Source organism: Oleiphilus sp. HI0066 (assembly GCF_001635725.1).
The window spans coordinates 1-534 of record NZ_LWFH01000341.1 but is presented as its reverse complement, the minus strand read 5'-3'; the positions used below and the strand labels follow the sequence as shown (position 1 = coordinate 534).

The 534-nt window shown below is 45.3% G+C and carries 1 protein-coding gene; it reads left to right on the top strand.

Annotated features, from left to right (window positions below; all coding sequences use genetic code 11):
• On the top strand, positions 1–496 hold a 496-nt coding region (locus A3738_RS04915; protein ID WP_068763406.1), incomplete at its 5' end, for a pilus assembly protein PilP.
• Positions 497–534 lie beyond the last annotated feature (38 nt).

Here is a 534-nt window from a genome sequence, read left to right as displayed (position 1 = left end):
ACTCACTGCATGTGGCGGAAACGAAGGTTATGCAGATTTAGACTCTTTCATGAAGTCGGCTGATGAGAAGCCGGCTGGGCGTATTGACCCATTACCTGAAATGATTATTTATGAGTCATTCAAATATTCAGAAGCGGGCAGCCGTTCTCCTTTTGCGGCTCCCGTTGAAGAGGTTGATGTTGGTGTCGAAATCGCAGAAGACCAAAGCAACATCAAGCCAAATTTTGATCGTCCTAAAGAAATGTTGGAGTCATTCCAGCTTACTCAGTTGAGAATGGTTGGTACTTTGCAAAAGCAGGACTCAGCCACACTTTGGGCTCTGATTTCTGATAATTCTGGCGGAGTTCATCGGGTTCAGGAAGGTCAATATATGGGCAAAAACCATGGCCGTGTGGTAGCAATTCAAGAGGCTGGAATTAGTCTGATTGAGATTGTGCCGAACGGGAATGGTGGTTGGATTGAGCGTCCACGCTCTGTAACGCTGGAAGATATATAGTGATTGGGAGCGTGCGAATAGTGAAACAAATAAATGAA